Below are 15,495 nucleotides of genomic sequence, written 5' to 3'. Positions count from 1 at the left end.
CCTACATTTTACGGGTGCCTTTTACACATAGTCATTATAGTAGGGTTATTCATATAAGCAATTTGTGAAATTGCGTGCACCCAGTTATAGTAAGCCCATAAAAAAGTTTTGAATTTACAACTTTTAACGTGCGCTACTCCTGGGCGTGCGCTCCCCTAGGCTTTCACCACCCCGGGGGTGTTTAAACATTCACCTAAATTGAATATTTTTTGTAAGGTTCAAACAGTAAGCTTTAAACAATTTTTTCTTTATATCTATATCACCCAGAGGAGGTTGAAAAAATTGTTTTTAATAAGTAAACCTCATCAGAAATATTTATTCCGATTACTTACATGATACCACCTGAAAAACACTTTGTCGTTTCACAAAGACATCTTTTTTTAATTTTGTTGATGAAGATCCCCACCATCCAAGAAACGGTACCCACCCCTGAAATTATTACCATCCAAGCTGGCAGGAGTTTCCTACATCAGGGATGTTTATTTCGTGCGTTCAGATAATACTTTAATCCACCAACGTTTGCTGCAGTGTTTGAGTTGGTTTTGATTGAGTGATTGTTCAATCTTGGTTTTCGTATTATGCGTAGTTGGTGACAAGCACCATAAGTTATCCATGTCTAACCATTTATCAACAGATAGTACACGTCTAGGCACGATGTGGTCAACAATAATCTTATCGTTTGAGACTGGCAAGCCAGTGACTGCATCTAAATAATAATCTCGTGCAGCAACAAATTGCCGAATCTTTTTCCATTCCTTTGAGTGATAAAACTGATTCGCTGTTTGATCACGATAGTACATATTGTACTCTCGGTTTCGTGCAGAACTGACTGCATGGTTGGGATTCTGGTGCTGTGTAACGTGCTCACTGCAATACCTTTGCCCCATTGGTATCAATGCTTGACAGCCAACCTCATGACAGATATGTAGCTTCATATAAGCTCACCTGTCCTTCTTTCGGTACGAACTGTTTACTTAATTCCTGCTGTAAATCAATGATTGAATCAATTAATTTGTATTCATCCAGTTTCAATTGATGATCATTAATTAAACCAAACGATTCCCAAACAATGCCTTGGTATTTCATTCCATATACTTTAGTTGCGTAATCGAATATATCATTGAACAAGTCGCTATTGCTGATAAATAAGGTGTGAACTTCGCTGTTTAATGTCATTGGATCAGCGTATTTATTAAGGCAATATTCAAAATCACCTAATACCTTTAGCTTATCTAACGTATCCTGATGATCGAAACCACTTAACTGCTCCGTAAACATTTGTGCATTTGATTTAACGTAAGCTATACGATCATACAATGCATGTTCAAACTTTTTATCGGTCATTGAAAAAATATCCATTGTAGCTATTTTTCCATATTTAAGCAGGCTTTTTACAAACAGTTTGGTTTTATCCGTCGGGAATAATGAAATAACCTTATTCACTAATGAATTCTCAACTGACACTGAATTTTTACAATTTATAGGCGCCAATTGTCCAAGTTCATCAGATTTATCAAAATTCTCTACCAATAACGTCTTGTGACCATAATAATCTTCAACCACATCTTTAGCAGCATAGGTAATTGCCCATTGCTTATTCTTAAAATCTGGATTGCTATGATCGCTGAATGCCTTAATCAAGGTATTAGCATTGTTATAATTCCAAAAATGAATTCGTCTTAATACTTGCTCAATTAATAGACTAAAAGCATCGTCTTTTGAACAATGAATTGAATAATGAATCCGGTTAATGCCGTTTTCAAAATTCCGGCTCTCAGTAATTGCTTTTACTAAGTTTTCATTTCCCATTTTTTCACCGCCTTTAAACTTGGTTTACTTACAGCTAGACATTGACGATAAGGAGAAACTAATTATTAACGGATTTCTTTGCGTTTATTTCAGAAATTGTCCATCCACAGATGGTTTGATGATGCTGAACAGATTTTTCAACCATCCAGGTTTTGATTGGCAAACCGGTTTCTGCTTTCAAAACTGCTTGAATACTGCGAAATTCTTTCAGTTTATGAACTTTCCCTCGCTTTGTTATCACATACGTCATATAAAATTCCTCTTCTAATCACATAATTTTACATATACTTATTGTGCACATTTAACAGCTAATTGGCAAGCTTTCATAAGTCTTATGGTTTTAATTTCATTCCTCCAATAAAGATTAGTCGATAATCGAGTGTTTGTTTATCAGTTTCAACGCTTGAATGGTCCACTACGAATTATGCACAAATGGTTTATCAATATGTTCAAGCTCATATAAGGCTGCTTTTAATCCTACTGAATATTGCCCGTTACCGCTATCGTCATCACGTAACATGCTCAATATACGTCGCCGTAATTCCTGCATTTCATCGCTCATTTTTCTGCCTCCAATAAGTCCTTATCTTCATGCACATTGCCAACCACAACAGACTTGGGAACGACTTTCCAAAATTGAAAATTACCAATAATAAATCCGGCGTCTGAGTTTGACCATTTAACCTCACCTATTTCATCATTATCACTAAAAGGGTACTTAATTTTTAATAAATCCCCCTCGTAAACATCTTTGCCATTCTTATCTTTCAGTCCGGTAAACTGTTCAACAATGTAAGCGTCCGGATTCATTTCAGCAAAGCTCAAAATGCTACTTGCACGTCTATGAAGCATCTCTTGCATTGGTTCCTTGCTACCGAACGGCATATACCATGCTCTAAATTTAATCTCTCTGCTCATTACCGTCACTCCTCCACACTTTGGATACTTGAGTTATTTAATAAATCCTTCAAAAACTCAGCTTCATCACGTGTAAATTGTTGTGTGATTTCCCCTCGACAAACGTGCGGGTTACGAACTCCACAAATAAAATATCCGCCATGATCATCTATCCTTCGAGAAACGTACTGTTGCCCATTACTACCAACCATGCCATTCATCTTCAAGCGATACATTGGTGCAGACAATTTCACTGTTTCATGATTTAAAATTGCATCTATAACACTGGCTAAATCATCACGGTTATAAATAGTTTCATCATCGGCATATTTATCAATGAATTTGGCGAATTTAGCTATTCGCTTCCAATCAGAAATATTTTCTGCCATTGCGCATTGGTACATTTTGAACAATTCCTTATCAACAATCTTTACTGTCATTTTTATTTACCTCCAATTATTTTTAATGCGTCATCTACAGAACGGCAAACGCCATATAACACTGGATATTGCTTAATAAATTTTGCAAACCGCTTCTGATCGTCACGCAATCGTCCCATTTCGTTTTTACATTCAATGAAAAATATCTTACCGTCCGAATGTCTAAACCCGAATAAATCAGGATAGCCACGTGGTAAACCAGTATCAAACCAGCGGCCATTTTCCATTAAAACTTTACCAACATTAGCTCTAAACACAGTGCAACCATGTTTTGAAAGCTCAACGCGAATGTCATTTTGTATTTTATGTTCTGCTGTCATAATTCATCCGAATACATGTATACAGTAACTGTTTACACCGAAAATAGTTGCTCGTTCTTACTCTCCCAATGGTTGCGGTGCTTTGCATGCACGAATACACCACTTTTTCAACACTCTATATATAGGCTATATACAGGGTATATATTATTATTATTATTATTATAAGTGTATGTAGTGTATTCTTAATGGTATTAAGGCCTTGTGTCTCAAGGGTTTTCGGATGCATACACCTATTAAAATTTCTGTATACATACTGTATTTACTGTATTCGTTTTCGATACCCCCTTTGAGAAACATTCCCAAATCGTTTTTGAACAGCTTGCCAATCATGATGGTTGTCCATAACATATTTAATTTTTCTTGCTAATTTTGGATTGTTAATTAAATTGTCTTCACCCATAAATTTAGCAATCTGTGAACTGGTAATGAAATTGTCTTGCCACTCTTGTAAGCATTGCTCAATAGCGCCTTCTTGTTCATCTACATACATAAACGCCGAACGATGTTGGTTTAATAATTCCTCCTCTGCTTCGTCTAACATGAAACTGAAGCCGTCCTGGTAATAAGCAGTAAATTCACCCCACAATTGATCGATATAATCTTGCTTCAAATCGGTTAATGGTGATTTCTTTTGTAACCGTTTATTAACTAAATTCGGTAGGAACCGCCGTTCACCAGTTTTATCTTTTAGATATGTCAGTTCATTTGTTGTTCGAGCCATTACAAAATTTTTGTAACGCCGTACAGTATGTCGTCCATATGGCTTGCGATACTCCAGAACTTCAGAACTGATAAACTTTTTCAGGATTTCAAAACTACTGTTGTTAGTCGCGGTCATTTCATCATCATTGATAATTAAAGCTCGTAACATATTTGAATAATTATCTTTATTTTCAAAATCGGTAAACTGATCAGTGTACCAACCGTTAGAAACCTTCTTCAGTAAGGTGGTTTTTCCGGCACCCTGACCGCCAATTAAATCCAAAACATAATCAAATTTCATTTCAGGTTTATAGACTTTAGCAACCGCTCCAACAAAAAATAATCTAGTCTGCAATGCTGTTACTGCTGATTTTTCAACCCCTAGATAATCTGGTAAAAAATCATCAGAACGGATCTTGCCATCCCACTTTTGATAGCAATCTTCAAAGTAATCTAGCACCGGATTATACACATTTTTCCTGGCCACGTTGACTAATGCACCATTTAATAATTTGTCAGAGAACAGGACGTTGTATTTACTTTCGATGTAATTCAAGATTGCCGGTGGATAATCGTCATCAATCACGCCTTTTTCCAGCATCAATTTAGGAATATCCTGTAACAACTCAATTTCGTAGGTAAATTCATTAAAAGCAATTTTGCCTGCTAACAGTGGGTCACGCTGTAGAATCACACCAATATTGTGAATACTGTTTGCTCGGATGGCACCGTCTTTATTCAGTTTCAAACCTTGAATTGGCATTTCGGCAACTTTATTTTGTTTTTCTTGTAACTTTTTTAGCTTATCGATCTCTTCATCAATTGCCATTAATCGCTATCCTCCCTTCGCTTAATTTCTTTCTTAACCATTGAATCAAAAGTTCGGTTAAACTCATTGGTTGATAATGATTTTGGCGTGTTTTGATTAGCCATCATTGCCAACTGATATACAATTTCAGCATCCACATTGCGAAACAATAACCCACCGATGAAGGCTGCTAATGCATTATTACGACCGCCGGTTTCGCCTAGTCCCTGCGTGATTTGTTCAAATAAATGCGTGGTTGTGGTTTTACCACCGCTGAACTTTAAATCTTCTGGGGTGTAATTAGTGATCTTTTCTTGATTGATCGCCTTCACTAATTCTGGACTTGCCGTCACAATTGGCCGTTTATTTAACCATTCGTATAGCTTGCCGTGGTTACTACTTGGTGCGACGACCACATAATTATTTGGATGGGCTTTAATATCAACACCAGGTAGCCAACCAATGTTTTGCTGAATCGTCATATCATCACGTTTTAAATACAACAATTGACGACCACCACCAGCTGTTTTTTGTTCTAACGTTTTGCGAAAGTATTCGGGATGTTCATACTGTTTGATTGAATCAAAACCATTTGCTTCATTTTCATGAACGTCAATATCGACCACAAAGAATTTAATGGTTCGAAGGGCAATGTTGGCATAGGGATATTTTTTCCAAACCTGTTTAACCTGCTCAACGGTTAAGGGAGGTTGATCAGCAAATTTTATCAGAGGGCGTTTCCCAGCCATTGGTAAGACACTAAAACCAAATTCAGCATACTTAATGGCATAATTTACTAAGTTCCTCATGTTCTAACCTCACTTTAAAGGGCATTTCACCCTGTTGGTGGATAACGTCACTGCGTCAAATAAATTTAGTCAAAAGGCAGATCATCGTCGTCAATGTCAATGGGATCGTTATTAGCTTCTTCTTTGGTTGCCGGAGAGAAGTCATAATTCTTGTATGGATATTGGGGCTTCTTTTTGTTTTCTCGCACATCTAGCTTCATATGAACCGGTGTCCCTTTAGAACCCAGGAAGGCGGCGGAAAGGGTGTCCATATCGTCCCAGTCATCATCATTTAGAGTAATTCCTAATGCGTTAGCAAGTTTGGCAACTAGTTTGATTCTAGTGGCAATGACGCTTTCTGGAATATCCTTACCGTTGGCTGACTTGGTATCGAAATTGAATCCATTGAAATCTTTTCGACCGGCTTGTTCACCATCAATGACGGTGACTGCAATGCTTAATCCATCCCAACCGTTATCAGAATGGCGGTGTTCCATCCCATCAAATGAAACTAAGTAGTCACCAGATGGTAGTGAATTAAAAGTGTTTGGGTTATCCTTTTTGGCGTTAAAATCTTTTAGTGCATTGTTAGCCATATCTCGTAAACTCATAATTAATGATCTCCTTTTTCTTCGTCAATTTTTTCAACAATCTTGTTTTGTTCATCCTTGGTTGTTTTTATCGGTTTATCAAATACTCCAGAAATGTTATCCAAGATATTTAAGATCTTAGGATCTTCAATTTGGTCGCGTTGATAATGCTTACGACGGTCAGTTACTCGACGAATGTATCGTTTACCAATTCGTTGGGTTTGAATAACTAAGTCGCAGTTACCATTAACCACGTTGTAGTATTTTTCTTTGAGCGCCGGTATTTCGTGTTCTGTGATTCCTTCACCGGTAGTAACTGCTCGACTAATGTAAACCACATTCATATTCAACTGTTTTAATTCCGTTACCAGCCCAATCAACGCTGCATTAAACATGGCGTAACCTTTTCCATATGGAATATCCGACAAAGCTTTCACATCGTTTTCCATGCAGATCGCTTGCTCCAACATGAATACCACATCTTCAATGACATCAATCACAATGGTTTCATAGGTGTTGTTTTCTGTTTGCAACGCTAGGAGATACTCATCTAACTGGTCAATAATCGATTGAGTTAGCTTCCCTTCCGCATTCCGCTGGTTTCTCAACTGAATTGCTGGTCGAATTCCGGATTCGGAATTGTCATCCGTGTTAAAAATCAATGAATTTGGGAATCGTTCAGCTAAATAACTTTTGCCACTCATGGTTTTTCCAAAAATAAAGAAATTTCGTGGCGTACTTTTAGGTTTGTGTACTTTGTTTTCTGGTAAAATACTCACTTTCTAATCAGTCCTTTCGCTTTAGCTTGGTAGAATACCCAACCACGCTTGTATTTATGAAGTTTGGCATAAGCTTGTAATTCCGCCATGCTGGTTAACTCTGCTGGTTTCTTGTCAGCCACGTTCATAGCAACATTAGATTCCATCATTTGTTTGACCATTTGTTTAACTTTGGTGTCTACCCGCTCCAATTTGGCATCTTCCACAACTTCAATTTCTTCATCTTTGGTAAGTTGTGCTCCACAGAACGGGCAAGTATCACCCTTACGGTAAAACGTGGCAAAACAGTGTTCACAGACTGTTACACTTGAAACAACTGCGGTCGTTGAATTGGTTTTCTGCTTCTTACTACCTTGAAGTGTCCAGGTTCGATAATCAGTTGGTAATCCAAATCGTTCGACATTGCCAACATGATCGATAATGATCGCGGTTTTACCCTTGCGTGGATTCATCGACCGCATGGCAAACTGTAAATACAACGACAGTGACTGCGTTGGCCGTAACATAATCACACAATCAACATTGGGTAAATCTAGCCCTTCCGTAAATAATTCAGCGTTAGTGATAATCTGAATTTTGCCCTCTCGATAATCCTGAATGATTCGATCTCGCTCATCCTTTGGTGTTTTTCCTGATACCGCCTGGCAACTTATTCCGGCATTATTAAATGCTTCTGCTAATCGCTTGGTGCTTGCCACGTTGTAGGTATAGGCAATTGCTTGCTTACCGTTTGCCAATTTCTGGTAATTTTTAACGGCGTTACCATAAATTTTGGGTTTAATTGCTTTAGCAATACTTTCTTCACTAAATTCACCAGTTCGCTTAGTTTTTAACAATGCGGTGTCAATTTGTTTTGGAGCATAATATTCCATCGGTGCTAAATTGTGATGTTCAATTAACCAGTCAATCGGTTTACCAATAATTAAATCATCAGCAATCTTATCAAAGCTTTCGCCATTCATTCGATAAGGGGTGGCCGTAAATAACAGCTTGTACGCCTTCGGGAATGCAGACAAGATTCGTCGATAAGACTTAGCTAAAGCGTGGTGTCCCTCATCAACAAAAATCACATCTGGAGTAGTTAGTTTATCGACATGCCGAGTAAAAGTTTGCACCATGCCAATTTGAGACAATTTCATATTGACTTGTTGGGCTTTAAAGGTGGCGACTACCTGATCAACGATCTCTTTACGGTGCACAATGAATAAAATCCGTTTGCCATTAGCGGTTGTCCGCCTAGCAATTTCAGCCATGATTACGGTTTTACCCGTTCGCGGTGGTGACTGTACCATAATTGACCGATGACCTTTTTTCATAGAATTAACAATTTTCGTTAATTCTTCAGTTTGATAATCACGTAACTGAAACAATCCCCTTATACCTCGATTCCTGATTAACGAATTACCAAGCTTTCATTAAATTTGATAGTTGCCCCTGGGACATCCTGACCACTCTCAATGGCTTCCTTAATCGCCTTCTTGTCAGGTTTACTTGGTTGTGGCACTAAATAATCAACCGGTAAATCTTCAATACTGGTAACATCCACGGCACGGGTATTCTTAATTGAAAAGCTAAACAGGGGTGTCTTAATCCTGTCTTTACCAACGGCTGCTAGAGAATCAATCAACGCTTGCTTGAGGCGTTTGATATTGTTGTCATAGGTGCGCTTTTTCGTCTGCAGGCGTTTAATCTCCTCGAATACTTCGTTCATGTCAGCTTTAGCCTGATTGATCACTTGGCCATAACCTTCGAACTTTTTGTTCAGATCCTCATTGATCCCAGTTGATGCTATTGTGTCTTCCAACAACTTTGGATCATCAGTTTCGATTGCATTTAATAATTCTGTGTATTGCTCAGTAAGTTCATAAAGGGTTGCCATTTATATTTACCTCCATCTTTTAATGTAAATAGTGTCGTTGATCAATTGAATTCTTCATTGACGCTATTTCTTTTCTTTTAGATTTTGTGATTCTACCGCAGATCAATCTAATTGGTTCGGGATAAATTGGGATTCGTTCTTTCCGCTTCTTCATAAAATCCTTGTCGGTCCCAGTTACGACGTAAGTCGGATACTTTATGCTGAGCTTTCGCATAACGTCGGCACGAGAGACACCAGTTTCTAATATTTGGGAATCCATTACACCAACTGCTTTCCAAAATTTAGTCATTATTCCACCTCGTGATGTAAAATATATTCAGATAGTCGTTGCTTTTCTTTATCTAGGACAAAGAAATATGCCAACAAGCTATGATCGTTTTCCACGGGTGTGCGTCCAATAATCATATTCAAACGTTTGATACGGTTCTGTATTGTTAATGTTTTCATTCTGATGACCCTCCAGGTGTTATAATATTAGTAGTTATAGTCCACCCATTTGCTGTAGTGGGCTATTTAGTGCATATAATTAAGGTGGTGAATTTTTATGGATTTTTACAATTGGTTAATGCGCTTTAAAGACGTTAGCTTACCAGTTGGTGATGTAGCAAGAGAAATAAGATCTGATAGATCGTTTCCTAAGGGAAATTTAGATTGGAAACATTTAAAAGAATATCTTAAGTCAATTGGTTTTTCAGATTCCAAATTAGAAATTGTTAAAAACGTCTTCAACTATTATTTAGCGGAGAAAAGTCGCTAATTAATAAAATCCAGTAATCATTTGGAAGCTTCATATTTTCTTGGCCATATTTGCCTCGTATTTCAGTATCGGCATAAAGGCCACCATGGAACAGTCGGGCTTCCTTTCTTTTTCTTAATTCACCTATTAATTCAGATGTCGAATACTTTTGCAATTTATTCATCGATATGATTCCTTTCTATTTTTTAGTGACGCCCAGTTGGTATAAAGTATTCAATGACCAGGGCTGCTAAGAACAATAAAACTAGTACTTCCAATGATTCCATTAATCAAATCACTCCTTTTTAATATTTGTAGAATTTTGAATTCAACCCATTAAGGAGGTTAAGTCGTATGATTCATCAAATTGTTGCTATTCGATTACGAACTTATTCCAAGGGAAAGCAAGCATCACCAGAAAATATTGATTTAATAAAACTGGCCAGTGGGAAAATTGAACTTATTCAAGCCACAGCAGCCAATATTATTCGTGGTGATCACTACTTTTACATTTTCGGTAATGGTACCTATGAAATCACTTATGATTACAATCATGACAATGCTTTATATATTAAAACCAAGAATTCCTCAAATCGTCACGATCGATTATTAGATTTGCCAAGAATTTAATGTTTTTACCAATTGAATTCACTCCAATGATCCTCCAGGAACTGCTGCATTTTGGTAGCTTTAAACAACCAGGGACTACCTTTACTGCCACGATGAACTAAATACCTATTATCCATTAAGGCTTGCATTTCCCGTGAATATTTTGGATTTTCCAAGAAATTTTCTTTTAACCATTGTGGTGATTTGTTCCCACACCATTTACGAAGATCGTTTAAATTCCAAGTCCGTCCAAATGTTGATTCCCGTTTTAACTTTTGGTAATCTTCCTTATTTATCAATTCAAAATTATCAGGAATTTGAATTGATACTTTAGCACTAATGACTTGAGACATTTTGTCACTTCCTTTAGTTGTATACTTGATTTATTCCAATTGATCGAGGTGAACTCTATGAATACTGTGGTAATTACCACAAAGTCTCATGATTCAATTTTCTTTAAATGATGCTAACGGAGAAGTCAAATTTATTGGTGATACAATCTTTAGCATTGACCGAAGAGACATCATGAGTGTCTTATTCAAGTAACAATCTATAAAGTTCAGCAATGGTTGCAGCCATTTCTGGACTTTTATTTTTTTCGCTCAATAGTTCCAATAAATATTCTCGTACTGCATTATGAAGTTTCTGATCCATTTAATTCACTTCCAATTTTGGCTTAGTTGTATACTTGATTTATTCCAATTAATCGAGATGATAAATATGAATTTAAAACAAGCAGCCCTATTTGAATATAGCTTTGAATATTTCTTGAGTAAGATTCACAATGCAGAAGCCAAAAAATGTATATGGGAATTTAATGGGCAGTTATTGACCGCTACTTTTCACGACAGTACTCTATTTAGTGGAGATGAATTTAGCAAGCAACTTTTCAACGACCGATTGAAAGAAGATGCTCTAAAGCTCAATACTTCTCATGGAGATTCACTTGGTAAATTTCAAAGAAATTTTCCGTTATTAATTAACGCGTTATCAACGTTCGTTGTCGATCTTGATAATTCTCAATATACTTTGACTGATTTTTTTCTGGCTAAAAACGTTTCATTTCTTGGGAAAAACATAGATAACTTAGATTTTTATCTTTTCCCTAAAGATGCAGATTTTAAGATTGTATCAATCACTTCATCCGAAACTCGGGATTAAAGTGCTTGATATGATTCAGCACATCTCCTAGCTCAGCGCTTAGCTGCTGAGCTTTTTTTATTTCTGAAAGAAGAATACTTCCATTCTCCAAGATGAGAGAAATATTTGTGCTTTTTGCCTGATCTAATAAATCAATTTGTTTTAATTCAAAGCTGGTGTTCTTATCGATCATCTTTCTCACTTCCTTTTGATAAGATCTGACGTGGATTAATTAATCGTCGTTTTTGTTGTCTTCAATTTCTACATTCTTCACTCCATAAGCGATAAACTTGTTAACTACCGCTGTGACAGTTAATCCAGTTTCGTGCTTAATGTCCATTAACTGGTTATACAAATCGGTGTTAATGCTAATCAATCGGGATACTCGTGGTTCTGGTGCTTTCTTTTCTAAAACTAAACGTGGTTTTGCCATTTTTTATTACTTCCTTCTATTATTTACTGACGTATAATTTAATTAATTCAATTAATCGAGGTGAAAATTTTGACAAACGCTGAATTTTTAAACAAGTTTGACGACATGTTTGATGATGAAGAGAACATTGAGCGGATACGTGAAGATGCCAAAAATGGCAATCCCAACGACGACTGGACGAACAAAATGTTTAAATTTATTCAGCAGTATGAGAATGAACGAACTAACAATTTGGTTCGTATAGCTCTGAAAGAATTTTTGATAAAAGATTAAATGCTCTTTTACGCGATTCTTTTGTCATTGGCACGATTTTTTCCTTATCGCACTCCTTGCTACCACAAATGGCTCGGGGTGTTTTTTCTGCGTCTTGGTTCACTTTATTCACCTCCTTTCTATGCTGGCTGTGTGGACGGATCCGGACTAAATAAAAACTTGATCGTCACTTGGAAAGTCTCTTTCTAAGCTCGTTCTCTTTCGGGAACGGTTATTGTAAAAAAAATTCCTAATTCATCATTAGAGAATCCGAGCACGCTCGCAATCTTTGCAAGTTCATCAGCTCCCAGACTAACTTTACCGGTTTCCCGCTTGGAATATGTTGCTCTACTTTTCCAACCTAGCATTTTGGCCATGTCCTCTTGCGAATATCCTTTCGCAATTCTTTCAGCTTTGACTCTTCTTAAATCTACTGACATAATTTTTCATCTCCTTACGTTCTCATTTGGGAACACTTAAAGAATATCGTATTCGTTCCCAATTGTCAACATGATAATTAAAAAAATAGTCAAAAAGTTTTTTTAATATCTTGATTGTTTCCGATTGGGAACGGTGCTATAATGTGATGGTATGCAAGGAGGGGTTCTATTGAAAACAAATGACGAAATAGTCGACACACTTATTGAATTAAAAAATGAGCAGAATTTAACACTTAGTGAACTGGCGAGACGTGTAAACATGGCCAAGTCAGCATTATCAAGGTATTTTAATAAAACTAGAGAATTTCCACTAAATAATGTGGATGCCTTTGCTAAAGCGTTACACACTACCCCAGAATATATTCTTGGATTCAAAGAGAATGAGATTGGTTCATTAACTGATAGTGATAGAAGAATTCTAAGGATTAATAAAAGGTTAAACTCTGATCGTCAAGAAAAAGTTTACAATTATGCCAGTGACCAATTAGACGAACAGAATAATGAAAAAATATCTTCAATGTTTGATCACAAACCGCTGGTTGATATTCCTTACGGTCGTTCAACTGCTGCCGGGTCTCCTATTAACGGTGAGGATCAAGATACCCAATTAATCCACAAGCTGATTGCCGGCGAAAAAGTTCCTGCCGGTGCAGATGAATTAATTACTGTGGATGGTGATTCAATGGAACCGCTCTTAAAAAAGGGTAGTCAAGTTTTTATCCACTACCAGCCAGAAGTTGAGGATGATGAAATTGCGATCGTCCACATTCGTGATGTTGGTGTTACTTGTAAAAAGTTTTATGTAAATGAGGATAATACCGTTACCTTAAAATCAATTAACAAGGCATACGATGACATGGTGTTTGATTGTGATGAAGTTAATGTAATCGGTAAAGTGATCTTATGAGCTCCCAAACGTGGGGGCTTCATTTAAGGTTTTAAAAGAACATATGTTTCGACTAACCAGGTGGTTTGCTTAGGTTCGAGTCCTAAATAGTCAATATTTGACCGAAAAAAATAACCAACGTTCTCTGGATAAACGTTGGCCACAGGAAAGAATCGATCGTGAAGCAGCTAATATGTATTACAAATTTTTGGTAAATATCCACGATAAGATCAGCAGTAATTTTAAGGGACTTGCCAAACATGATCCGAATAAGTGGCGACACTTTATTTCAGTTAATGAGATATTGGATCAGTTGGAAGAGTCAGTTGTTAAACTAGATTTTGAATAGAAAGGCTAATACACAAGCTTTACAGCAAACAATAATTATACACAGTAAACTTTTTCAGGTTCCGGCTAAGAGTGCTCTACGTTTTACGCATTCATACCAAAAAAGCCCTAATCACAAAGTGATTATGAAGTGCAACAGAAAAGTTAGACAAGTTTAGATATTGATTTAAGCTACCATGGCTTGATTCCTGTATTCTACAGGGGTCAGGCCATTTTTATTCCTAGAAATTCTTTCATTATTGAACCACTGAATATATTGTTTTACCAATTTACGTAAAGCAGTAATATCATTAATTTGGTATCGATTGAGACACTCACGTTTCATCAGATTAAAGAAACTTTCAATTGGTGCGTTGTCATGGCAGTTTCCCTTTCGGGACATGCTTTGACAGATATTCATGTGCGTTAAGCGGCGTTGATAATCAGGAATTTGATACTGCCACCCCAACATTTAGTCAATATACATTTAACTTTAACAGTGCAAATGGGGGAACATTTGGTACTTCAGCAGTTCGTGCTGTTTACACATTCGATTCTACTAATCCTACTAACAAGGTAACTTACCCAACACAAAATGCTGCTAATACTGTTAGCCCATTTGCTTAATAAAAAGTAGCATCTTTCACAATTTGTAAATTAAAGAAGTTGTGAAAATCAAAAAGGCTTGAGATGTAATTTTCTCAAGTCTTTTTTCTTTATACTATATATGTTGGTTTCTTCGAATTCTAATAAGGGCCTAAGAATTGAAGAAACCAATCGTGAAAGCATTAGACGTTGATAACATTTTGCTCAGTTAAGGAAAAACATGCTATCATAGTTGTATCAAGACAACGACCCTCATCGTTATCTTGATGACATCATTCTAACCTTAATTAGGATGATGCCCCTCCAGACATATTTTATGTCGATGACTAAAGTGATCAAATCCATGAGCAGGGTTTGTGAACTTTAGTTTTTTCTTTTAAATTGTAACAGTTGTTCTATGTATAAAGGAGACACTACAAGATACAGTGTCTCCTTTAATATTAATTAACAAACTTACATTATCTAATAGCAGCGTCGTATAATGCTTTGAAGTTAGATGAAGCAGCTGTTCCATTTTCAGTAATACCAAATCGATTAGACTTGCTTACATTGTAGTTCAAGTACAAGTTACGGTTATTTACACCGTAAGCAGCACCAATAGCTTTAGGAGCCCCTGCAGCATTTGCGTTTCCATCAGAATAGAATGCACCAACAACACGAGTAGCTACAGTAGCACCATCATTAGTAGGAGTAGCAACAATCTCATCACGTGTTAATGAAGCCTTAATAGCGATAAATTGGTTGTTGTTATTTCCACTGTAAACATCCTTCTTAACTGTTCCATCGGCGTTTAAGTCGGATTGAGTTAAGAATGCACCATTACCGTTATTAGCTAATGTGTTCCAAACCATGTATACAGTTTGGGCGTTAGCATTAGTTAAATCAGTGCTCAATGCATCAGCAGTAAGTGAAGTATCAACAGTACCATTAACACCATTCAATACATTATTCTTCAAAGTACCAAATGTAGTTAAATTCTTACCATTAAATACAGCAACATTGCTGGTTGGTTCTTGAGTACCAGGTGTACCCGCAATAATTGGAGCAGCAACAT

General features: G+C 36.7%; 28 protein-coding genes. 6 read left to right on the top strand and 22 right to left on the bottom strand.

The features are described from left to right. Positions 1–479: 479 nt before the first annotated feature. The 15 genes from FC51_RS11590 to FC51_RS12475 all read right to left on the bottom strand — a co-directional run bounded on the left by FC51_RS11590 (position 480) and on the right by FC51_RS12475 (position 9,459). Positions 480–935, bottom strand: coding sequence for an HNH endonuclease (locus FC51_RS11590; RefSeq protein WP_057911352.1), 456 nt, complete (start codon positions 933–935; stop codon positions 480–482). Next, positions 913–1,809, bottom strand: a complete 897-nt coding sequence (locus FC51_RS11585) for a hypothetical protein (RefSeq protein ID WP_057911351.1) — start codon at positions 1,807–1,809, stop codon at positions 913–915. The genes FC51_RS11590 and FC51_RS11585 overlap by 23 nt, the downstream gene beginning before the upstream one ends. A gap of 58 nt (positions 1,810–1,867) precedes the next feature. Then, entirely contained in the window at positions 1,868–2,059 is a 192-nt protein-coding gene (locus FC51_RS11580) for a hypothetical protein (RefSeq protein WP_056939047.1), read from the bottom strand. A gap of 165 nt (positions 2,060–2,224) precedes the next feature. Beyond that, the gene (locus FC51_RS12480; protein WP_169790221.1) at positions 2,225–2,371 is read right to left on the bottom strand and encodes a hypothetical protein; all 147 of its coding nucleotides are present in this window, start codon (positions 2,369–2,371) and stop codon (positions 2,225–2,227) included. Beyond that, entirely contained in the window at positions 2,368–2,727 is a 360-nt protein-coding gene (locus FC51_RS11575; protein ID WP_057911350.1) for a YopX family protein, read from the bottom strand. The genes FC51_RS12480 and FC51_RS11575 overlap by 4 nt, the downstream gene beginning before the upstream one ends. Positions 2,728–2,732: 5 nt before the next feature. After that, positions 2,733–3,146, bottom strand: a complete 414-nt coding sequence (locus FC51_RS11570) for a hypothetical protein (protein ID WP_057911349.1) — start codon at positions 3,144–3,146, stop codon at positions 2,733–2,735. Between the two features lie 2 nt (positions 3,147–3,148). Further along, positions 3,149–3,466: a VRR-NUC domain-containing protein gene (locus FC51_RS11565; RefSeq protein WP_057911348.1), complete on the bottom strand. Its 318-nt coding sequence runs from the start codon at positions 3,464–3,466 to the stop codon at positions 3,149–3,151. 259 nt (positions 3,467–3,725) lie between these two features. After that, on the bottom strand, positions 3,726–4,997 hold the full coding sequence (locus FC51_RS11560; RefSeq protein WP_057911347.1) for a virulence-associated E family protein: 1,272 nt from the start codon (positions 4,995–4,997) through the stop codon (positions 3,726–3,728). Continuing rightward, positions 4,997–5,785: a bifunctional DNA primase/polymerase gene (locus FC51_RS11555; RefSeq protein WP_057911346.1), complete on the bottom strand. Its 789-nt coding sequence runs from the start codon at positions 5,783–5,785 to the stop codon at positions 4,997–4,999. The genes FC51_RS11560 and FC51_RS11555 overlap by 1 nt, the downstream gene beginning before the upstream one ends. Positions 5,786–5,850: 65 nt before the next feature. Then, positions 5,851–6,375, bottom strand: coding sequence for a DUF669 domain-containing protein (locus FC51_RS11550; RefSeq protein ID WP_057911345.1), 525 nt, complete (start codon positions 6,373–6,375; stop codon positions 5,851–5,853). Positions 6,376–6,377: 2 nt separating this feature from the next. Further along, complete coding sequence (locus tag FC51_RS11545) at positions 6,378–7,133, bottom strand: AAA family ATPase (protein ID WP_057911344.1); 756 nt, start codon at positions 7,131–7,133, stop codon at positions 6,378–6,380. Further along, positions 7,130–8,503 (bottom strand): DEAD/DEAH box helicase family protein, encoded by a 1,374-nt coding sequence (locus FC51_RS11540; RefSeq protein ID WP_057911343.1) that lies wholly within the window; start codon positions 8,501–8,503, stop codon positions 7,130–7,132. The genes FC51_RS11545 and FC51_RS11540 overlap by 4 nt, the downstream gene beginning before the upstream one ends. 23 nt (positions 8,504–8,526) lie before the next feature. Next, positions 8,527–9,012: a siphovirus Gp157 family protein gene (locus tag FC51_RS11535; RefSeq protein WP_057911342.1), complete on the bottom strand. Its 486-nt coding sequence runs from the start codon at positions 9,010–9,012 to the stop codon at positions 8,527–8,529. 19 nt (positions 9,013–9,031) lie between these two features. Further along, positions 9,032–9,301: a hypothetical protein gene (locus FC51_RS11530; protein WP_039933391.1), complete on the bottom strand. Its 270-nt coding sequence runs from the start codon at positions 9,299–9,301 to the stop codon at positions 9,032–9,034. Further along, positions 9,301–9,459 (bottom strand): hypothetical protein, encoded by a 159-nt coding sequence (locus FC51_RS12475; protein ID WP_008213905.1) that lies wholly within the window; start codon positions 9,457–9,459, stop codon positions 9,301–9,303. The genes FC51_RS11530 and FC51_RS12475 overlap by 1 nt, the downstream gene beginning before the upstream one ends. Before the next feature lie 97 nt (positions 9,460–9,556). On the opposite strand from FC51_RS12475, the gene FC51_RS11525 reads away from it, so the two are divergent. Next, entirely contained in the window at positions 9,557–9,769 is a 213-nt protein-coding gene (locus tag FC51_RS11525) for a YozE family protein (RefSeq protein ID WP_008213902.1), read from the top strand. Here FC51_RS11525 and FC51_RS12200 read toward each other — a convergent pair. Then, positions 9,738–9,932 (bottom strand): hypothetical protein, encoded by a 195-nt coding sequence (locus tag FC51_RS12200; RefSeq protein WP_081038415.1) that lies wholly within the window; start codon positions 9,930–9,932, stop codon positions 9,738–9,740. The two genes, FC51_RS11525 and FC51_RS12200, sit on opposite strands and share 32 nt — an antisense overlap. 170 nt (positions 9,933–10,102) lie before the next feature. Between FC51_RS12200 and FC51_RS11520 the strand changes: the two genes are divergently transcribed. Continuing rightward, on the top strand, positions 10,103–10,378 hold the full coding sequence (locus tag FC51_RS11520; protein ID WP_057911341.1) for a hypothetical protein: 276 nt from the start codon (positions 10,103–10,105) through the stop codon (positions 10,376–10,378). Between the two features lie 5 nt (positions 10,379–10,383). Here FC51_RS11520 and FC51_RS11515 read toward each other — a convergent pair whose 3' ends face one another. After that, a complete protein-coding gene (locus tag FC51_RS11515) occupies positions 10,384–10,710 on the bottom strand; it encodes a DUF771 domain-containing protein (protein WP_057911340.1) in 327 nt (108 codons plus the stop codon). 367 nt (positions 10,711–11,077) lie between these two features. Between FC51_RS11515 and FC51_RS11510 the strand changes: the two genes are divergently transcribed. Further along, on the top strand, positions 11,078–11,518 hold the full coding sequence (locus tag FC51_RS11510; protein WP_013728333.1) for a hypothetical protein: 441 nt from the start codon (positions 11,078–11,080) through the stop codon (positions 11,516–11,518). On the opposite strand, the gene FC51_RS11505 is transcribed toward FC51_RS11510, so the two are convergent. Together FC51_RS11505 and FC51_RS11500 are read right to left on the bottom strand one after the other, a co-directional pair. Next, positions 11,493–11,690: a hypothetical protein gene (locus FC51_RS11505; RefSeq protein WP_013728334.1), complete on the bottom strand. Its 198-nt coding sequence runs from the start codon at positions 11,688–11,690 to the stop codon at positions 11,493–11,495. The two genes, FC51_RS11510 and FC51_RS11505, sit on opposite strands and share 26 nt — an antisense overlap. Positions 11,691–11,729: 39 nt before the next feature. After that, positions 11,730–11,930 (bottom strand): hypothetical protein, encoded by a 201-nt coding sequence (locus FC51_RS11500; RefSeq protein ID WP_008213892.1) that lies wholly within the window; start codon positions 11,928–11,930, stop codon positions 11,730–11,732. A 69-nt stretch (positions 11,931–11,999) separates the two neighbouring features. Here FC51_RS11500 and FC51_RS11495 point away from each other — a divergent pair, with 69 nt between their 5' ends. Continuing rightward, positions 12,000–12,203: a hypothetical protein gene (locus FC51_RS11495; RefSeq protein WP_057911339.1), complete on the top strand. Its 204-nt coding sequence runs from the start codon at positions 12,000–12,002 to the stop codon at positions 12,201–12,203. A 185-nt stretch (positions 12,204–12,388) separates the two neighbouring features. On the opposite strand, the gene FC51_RS11490 is transcribed toward FC51_RS11495, so the two are convergent. Continuing rightward, a complete protein-coding gene (locus tag FC51_RS11490; protein ID WP_057911338.1) occupies positions 12,389–12,622 on the bottom strand; it encodes a helix-turn-helix domain-containing protein in 234 nt (77 codons plus the stop codon). A 169-nt stretch (positions 12,623–12,791) separates the two neighbouring features. Here FC51_RS11490 and FC51_RS11485 point away from each other — a divergent pair, with 169 nt between their 5' ends. Next, positions 12,792–13,529, top strand: a complete 738-nt coding sequence (locus FC51_RS11485) for a LexA family transcriptional regulator (protein ID WP_225355073.1) — start codon at positions 12,792–12,794, stop codon at positions 13,527–13,529. Between the two features lie 172 nt (positions 13,530–13,701). Continuing rightward, entirely contained in the window at positions 13,702–13,857 is a 156-nt protein-coding gene (locus FC51_RS11480) for an intracellular growth attenuator family protein (RefSeq protein ID WP_225355074.1), read from the top strand. A gap of 165 nt (positions 13,858–14,022) precedes the next feature. Here the strand turns inward: FC51_RS11480 and FC51_RS12735 are convergent, their stop codons facing one another. Further along, complete coding sequence (locus tag FC51_RS12735; protein ID WP_162261246.1) at positions 14,023–14,238, bottom strand: IS3 family transposase; 216 nt, start codon at positions 14,236–14,238, stop codon at positions 14,023–14,025. Between the two features lie 661 nt (positions 14,239–14,899). After that, positions 14,900–15,495, bottom strand: a 596-nt coding sequence (locus FC51_RS12375; protein ID WP_162261245.1) for a hypothetical protein, incomplete at its 5' end; no start/stop codon positions are given.

This window comes from Lentilactobacillus parabuchneri DSM 5707 = NBRC 107865 (assembly GCF_001435315.1).
In the GTDB taxonomy this organism is placed as follows: Bacteria; Bacillota; Bacilli; order Lactobacillales; family Lactobacillaceae; genus Lentilactobacillus; species Lentilactobacillus parabuchneri.
Note: the sequence above shows the minus strand (reverse complement) of the source record. Positions and strands in the feature narration are given on the sequence as shown.